Origin of the sequence: Bacillus sp. JJ783 (assembly GCF_036963225.1) — a bacterium.
Classification (GTDB): domain Bacteria; phylum Bacillota; class Bacilli; order Bacillales; family Bacillaceae_G; genus Bacillus_A; species Bacillus_A cereus_U.
In genome coordinates, this window is sequence record NZ_JBALMG010000183.1 from 1 (window position 1) to 6,033 (window position 6,033).

The window sequence follows — 6,033 nt, forward strand, 5'->3', positions numbered from 1 at the left end:
TATTTTACAGCTTCTTTTAATTCTTTACCTGCTTTAAATGCTGGAACTTTACCAGCAGCAATCTGAATTTCTTCTCCAGTTTGCGGATTACGCCCTGTACGAGCAGATCTTTCACGCACTTCAAAAGTTCCAAAGCCGATTAGTTGAACTTTATCGCCAGATTGTAATGCAGTAGCAATTGTGTCAAATACGGATTGTACAGCTGCAGAAGCTTCCTTTTGAGAAATATCAGCTGATTGTGCCACGTTTTTAATTAATTCTGTTTTGTTCATGTTTTCACCTCATAAAAAAATTTTTAGAATGAATGTTTTAGTATAATCGTTAGTAAAGATAAAGCTAACTTTGTGATTAGAAAGAATGCTGTATATTTATGTTAATTTCGTTGAAAGAAACTGAATCCCTGCAAATTAAAGGGATTTATTAAGAATTGATGCATACGACAAGCTATAATATGAAGATGAGGGGGAGTATAAGGATGATTTTTCGTGAAAAGAATGAGAAAGAAAGTATATTAATTCGTCAACATGATCATGGTTTTTTAGCTGGTGAGATTGCAAGCCATATAAAAGAAGATATTTTTGAAGATAAAACATACTTAAAAGAGACAATTGATGCAATATACGAACATGATAGAGGATGGATAGAGCTTGATAAAGTACCAATTTTGAATGATGCTAAAAATATTCCATATACATTTATGGATTGTCCAAGTTCATTACGCTTTGTTTTTTATACGATTGGTTTGAATGCAATTGAAGAGTCAAATCCATACGGGGCGTTACTTTGTAGTAAACATTTTTTATCGTTTCCATTAAATGAGGAAGACGAAGAGATGATGTCATTTTATACAGGGGAATTGGAACGACAAAAAAGAATATTGAAAACGTTAACAAAAGAACAATTTGCGATGTTCGATAAACATTATAGATTATTAAAGTTTTGTGATGAACTTTCTTTATATGTATGCATGAATAAGCCTGGTGTAAAAAAGAAAAATGAAATTGATTTGTTTAAAGATGGTTTTGAAGGAACAGAAATCTTTAATAGAAAGGATGAGAAACCTATTCGAGCTGATTGGGTGGATGAAGAAACAATTCGAATTACACCGTTTCCATTTAAAACGGAATTTCATACGTACGTAAAATATAAAACTATAAATAAACATGAAATTAATGAAAAAGGGATTGTAAAAGCTGATAGAGAATCGGAAATGAAGAAACAAAACATTCGTTTCATACAATAAGGAGGCGATGTAAATTGAAAGATTACATGTTAAAACAGTTTGATTATCATGTATGGGCTAATACACGCTTATTCAATCGATTAAAAGAGCTACCAAATTATGAGATAATTTTCAACGAAAAGGTACAGAGTGTATTTCCATCAATTAAGGATACTTTTGCACATATTTATATTACTGATCACGTATGGTTACACATATTACATGGTAAAAGTATGAGTGAGGCAATACAAGATCGTGAAAAACTACAAAAACAAGTCGAAGCAAAGTCGTTACATGAATTAGAAAAAATGTTTATAAATATGGCCAATCAGTATAAAGAATTTCTAAGTACACTAAAAGAAGTAAATGCTGTATTTGTTATTGAGAACCCTTATGTAGGGAAATTAGAAACTTCAATTTTAGAGCTAGTACAACACGTCGTAAATCATGGTACATATCATAGAGGGAATATAACAGCGATGATTCGTCAACTTGGTCATTCCTCGACTATGATGGATTTTGTACTTTATTTACATATGGTTCAGAAGGATGGGGAATAATATAGTTTGAAAAAGGAATGCTCATTATATATGAGTCATTCTTTTTTTGATAGATTAACTGTGGCTTTAAAATAAAGTTATACTGTTTAAAGAAAGCGTTATTTATGTTAATCATGAAGGTATATTCTTAAACTAATAGTTGTGTTTGTTTAAGTGGATAATAATTAAAACCCACATATTTTGAACAATCATGTTTCAAAATGTGTGGGTTTATTCTATATACAATCGATATTTGTAATGAAATTTGAACTGACTTTATTTCAAGCAAACATTAACTTGCCTGTTTTTTATTGCTTTTTTTTAATTTCTCTGCTTGTAAAAACCGATTTGTTTCAGCGACAACTACACCACTTAATCCAATTAGACCAATTAAGTTTGGTATCGCCATAAGTCCATTCGCAATATCGGCAAATGTCCATACAACACCTAATTTTAAATTAGCGCCAATAGCAATCATAACGATAAAGATTGCTTTATAATATCGTACAGCACCTTGTCCAAATAAATAAGCAACACACTTCTCTCCGTAATACGACCAACCTAAAATAGTAGAGTAGGCGAATAATATAATGGCGATACCGAGAATCATACTACCAGCAGTACCGAATACGGATTGGAATGCTAATGTTGTAGCTTCAACACCAGTTTTACCTGATTTCCATGCGCCTGTAGTAATTAATACTAGCCCCGTAATTGTACATACAATAAATGTATCTAGAAAAGTACCAGTCATAGAAACTAAAGCTTGTTTTGCAGGTGAATCTGTTTTGGCAGCAGCCGCAGCAATAGGAGCACTTCCTAAACCAGCCTCGTTAGCAAATACACCACGTGCCATTCCGATTTGAATTGCAGATGCAACTGTTGCTCCGATAAAACCACCAGCAGCAGCTGTACCTTGAAATGCACCAGAAAAAATAAGTGAAAATGCTTCTGGAATTTGATCAAAGTGATAGAAAATAATAATAAGACCAGCAATTATATAAAAGAAAGCTTTAATAGGAACGATAAATCCCGTCACTTTCCCGATTTTTTTTACACCGCCTAAAATGACAATAGCGATTAAAAAGGACATTAATATACCAGTTAAAGCAGGGGGGAAAGAGAAATTAATTCGCATTGCCTCTGCAACTGAGTTAGATTGCACCATATTACCGATACCGAAAGAAGCAGTTGTACCGAATATAGCGAATAAAACAGCAAGCCATTTCTTACCTAAGCCACGCTCTAAATAATACATTGGTCCACCTGAGTATTCACCATTTTCATTACTAACACGGTATTTCACCGCAAGAATTGCCTCGGCATACTTTGTTGCCATACCGAACAAAGCAGTAATCCACATCCAAAAGATTGCACCAGGACCACCAATAGTAACAGCTGTTGCAACACCTGCTATATTTCCCATACCAATCGTTGCAGCCATAGCTGTCATGAGTGCTTGGAAGTGACTAATATCTCCAGAAGATGATGTATCCTCTGATTTTTTAAAAGCTAGTTTGTGAGCGTATATTAGTTTACTAAACTGTAAACCTTTTAAGCGCACTGTGAGAATGATACCAGTTCCAACGAGTAGCAACAAAGTTGGTAACCCCCACACATACTGGTTCATTTGTTCTAATACTTTACTTACTGTCTCCATCTGTATTCTCCTTTTTTAGAAAAAATAAAAACCACTTCAAGGAAATGAAATGGTCTCTGGAGAAACAAGGGATAGAAAAATAAACCGATACAAATCGGCATTTTCTTTCGCTTGTCTCTGTCCTTTTACCTGAGAGATTATCCGCTAGATTAGCGGATTTGCTCCTTCGGTGCTCGTTTTCCTCCGCGCTATATTAAGCGAGAGGGAGTCTCTCCAGAGATTCGTCCCCATGCAGTTCTACTTGTAACCAAGACCTGAGAGTTTCAAAGTTGGTTCAGCAACTTTTTGCCCCGTCGGTAGATCAATAGACCTTCTCCTGAATGGTTCATCCGAATTATAAAATTAAAAACGTAAACGCATTGATTGTGTATAGAATCAATAAAAATATTATAGATATACAATTAGTGAAATGCAATCATTTTTTATTTTGAAATAGTAAATATGTAAGTGAGTTAAGAGTGAGATGTAATCCGTATAGGATTACACCCCCCTTTTTAAATTCTGAATTATTTGAAATAAAATCAATTTAGTGGTTTGATAGATTTAGAGTGACTAAAAATGGTTATTTGTGTATTGAGTATAACAGCAGATACAATTTGTTCACATAATTTTATTATGTAAACAAAATGTTGCAAGAAGGAAATGAACCGTATCATAAGGGGGATTAGAAATGCTATTAAAAACAATATTTTGCAAGGTGGAAGAAGAGAAAAGGGAATTGTTTTCTGATGCACAAGAAAAATGGCGTGATTTACAGTATTTAGACGGATTCCATGGACAATTTGGTGGGTGGAATGAAGCTGAAGCGTGTGTGTATACTTTATGGAAAGATAGAAATGCATATCAATCATTCATGAATGATGCTCATGATACAATTTTTTTAAATAGTAATCAAGAAGGCACATATATTTCCTGTAATATTGAAATGTTTCAAACGTTGTATGATATAACAGAAACTCCTTTGAAAGACGTAATTGCACAAGGGTCATTTGTAAGAGTTGCAATTTGCGATGTGAAAGAAGGAAAAGAAAAGCATTTTTTACATACGCAAGAAACAATTTGGAATAAAGGAATGGAAAATGCGAAAGGGATATTAGGTGGAGTTGTTGGGAAGTCTTTAAAGAATGAAAATCGTTACATAGTATTAACTTATTGGCAAGATGAAATAGTACATGAACGTTATATGAAAGAAATTTTTCCTGAGTTATATCAGTTAGCAAGTGTAAATGAGTATGTTGAAAATATAAATGGAAAGAAAGTTATTAGGAAGGAAGAATGGTCTGTTGCCGCTTCGAAATAAAGTTAGAACTTGTTAAAGTAGCTGGTTTAGATAAAGTTGAAATGGAACGTTTGTTCTTGTATAATTGTTTTGTACAAGAACAAGAGGGGGTATTTAAATGAGTAAAGTTTTAAGATTTGAATTGCAAGTCCCAAACCCTGAAGAAGCTATTCAATTTTATACAAATAGTTTTGGATGGAAGTTTGAAAAAATGCTTGGGCCACATGACTATTGGTTCATAATTACAGGTGAGAGTGATAGACCTGGTATCGATGGTGGATTAATGAAATCACCTGATGGTGCTACTAGGACGACTAATTCGATTGAAGTACCTTCAGTTGATGAGTACATAAATAAAGTTACTGAAAATGGTGGGCAAGTAGTTGTACCTAAAACTGCTATTCCTAATATGGGTTACTTTGCTTATTGTATAGATAATCAAGGGCTTCTTTTTGGAGTATGTGAAGAAAATATTGAAGCATAAAAAATTAGGGGCTTTTGAGATTACTTTGTTTGTTGAACGATATTGAATGATGTTTTCAATTAAAGGTTATAATTATTAAAAACCCTTTTGTATAAAAACTAGTATTATTTTAGCTGAAGAAGGATCCATTTTGATTATTTTCAAAAGGATTCTTTTTTGTTTTTCACATATTGTGAGTTATTTAGGCATTATTAATCAAACTTATATCGGTATATTATCTATGAAAAAAGTAAATAAATGATGTTATATTCAAGGGTTAATCTATTGACTGCTAAACAGTTTGAGGTGAAAAGGAAAAGAGGACCAATTATTTTCGTGTAAACATGTAATTAAGTGAAGACGTCATATACCCTTTCATGTTAATATATTTAAGTTATAATAGGAGGCTTACCCTTTTGTATTGTACGGTAGAAGCAGTGTGAGCTTGAAATTTTTTATGAAAAGGATGTGCCTAACTTGCGTATCAATAAATTTATTAGTGAAGCTGGAAAAGCGTCTCGACGTGGAGCAGATAAGTTAATTAACGAGAGAAAAGTAATTATTAACGGTAAGGTTGCAAAAATTGGTGACCAAGTAAATCCAGGTGATGACGTACGAGTAAATGGAGAGCAACTTCGTATTGCTCGAGACCATGTGTATATCGCTTTAAATAAACCAGTAGGTATTACATGTACAAGTGAAAAAGCAGTAAAAGGTAATATTATCGATTTAGTGAATCATCCTTTACGAATTAATCACATCGGACGTCTCGATAAAGACTCAGACGGTTTAATTTTGTTAACGAATGATGGCGATATCGTTAATGAGATTTTACGTGCTGAAAACAAGCATGAGAAAGAATATATCGTT

Annotated in this window: 7 protein-coding genes and 1 riboswitch; of the genes, 5 read left to right on the forward strand and 2 right to left on the reverse strand. The window is 33.2% G+C overall.

Annotated features, from left to right (window positions below; all coding sequences use genetic code 11):
- A partial coding sequence (locus V7038_RS27125) for an HU family DNA-binding protein (RefSeq protein WP_002157910.1) occupies window positions 1–272 on the reverse strand: 272 nt, incomplete at its 3' end.
- A gap of 203 nt (window positions 273–475) precedes the next feature.
- Between V7038_RS27125 and V7038_RS27130 the strand changes: the two genes are divergently transcribed.
- Entirely contained in the window at window positions 476–1,243 is a 768-nt protein-coding gene (locus V7038_RS27130; RefSeq protein ID WP_335695909.1) for a DUF3891 family protein, read from the forward strand.
- A 14-nt stretch (window positions 1,244–1,257) separates the two neighbouring features.
- Window positions 1,258–1,782, forward strand: coding sequence for a DinB family protein (locus V7038_RS27135; RefSeq protein WP_002157908.1), 525 nt, complete (start codon window positions 1,258–1,260; stop codon window positions 1,780–1,782).
- 271 nt (window positions 1,783–2,053) lie between these two features.
- Here V7038_RS27135 and V7038_RS27140 read toward each other — a convergent pair whose 3' ends face one another.
- On the reverse strand, window positions 2,054–3,421 hold the full coding sequence (locus V7038_RS27140; protein WP_335695910.1) for an alanine/glycine:cation symporter family protein: 1,368 nt from the start codon (window positions 3,419–3,421) through the stop codon (window positions 2,054–2,056).
- A gap of 107 nt (window positions 3,422–3,528) precedes the next feature.
- Window positions 3,529–3,648: riboswitch (glycine riboswitch) on the reverse strand.
- A 443-nt stretch (window positions 3,649–4,091) separates the two neighbouring features.
- Here V7038_RS27140 and V7038_RS27145 point away from each other — a divergent pair.
- The 3 genes from V7038_RS27145 to V7038_RS27155 all read left to right on the forward strand — a co-directional run.
- On the forward strand, window positions 4,092–4,721 hold the full coding sequence (locus V7038_RS27145) for a DUF4937 domain-containing protein (protein ID WP_335695911.1): 630 nt from the start codon (window positions 4,092–4,094) through the stop codon (window positions 4,719–4,721).
- Between the two features lie 97 nt (window positions 4,722–4,818).
- Window positions 4,819–5,184, forward strand: a complete 366-nt coding sequence (locus V7038_RS27150) for a VOC family protein (protein WP_199660185.1) — start codon at window positions 4,819–4,821, stop codon at window positions 5,182–5,184.
- A 456-nt stretch (window positions 5,185–5,640) separates the two neighbouring features.
- A partial coding sequence (locus tag V7038_RS27155; protein WP_335695912.1) for a pseudouridine synthase occupies window positions 5,641–6,033 on the forward strand: 393 nt, incomplete at its 3' end.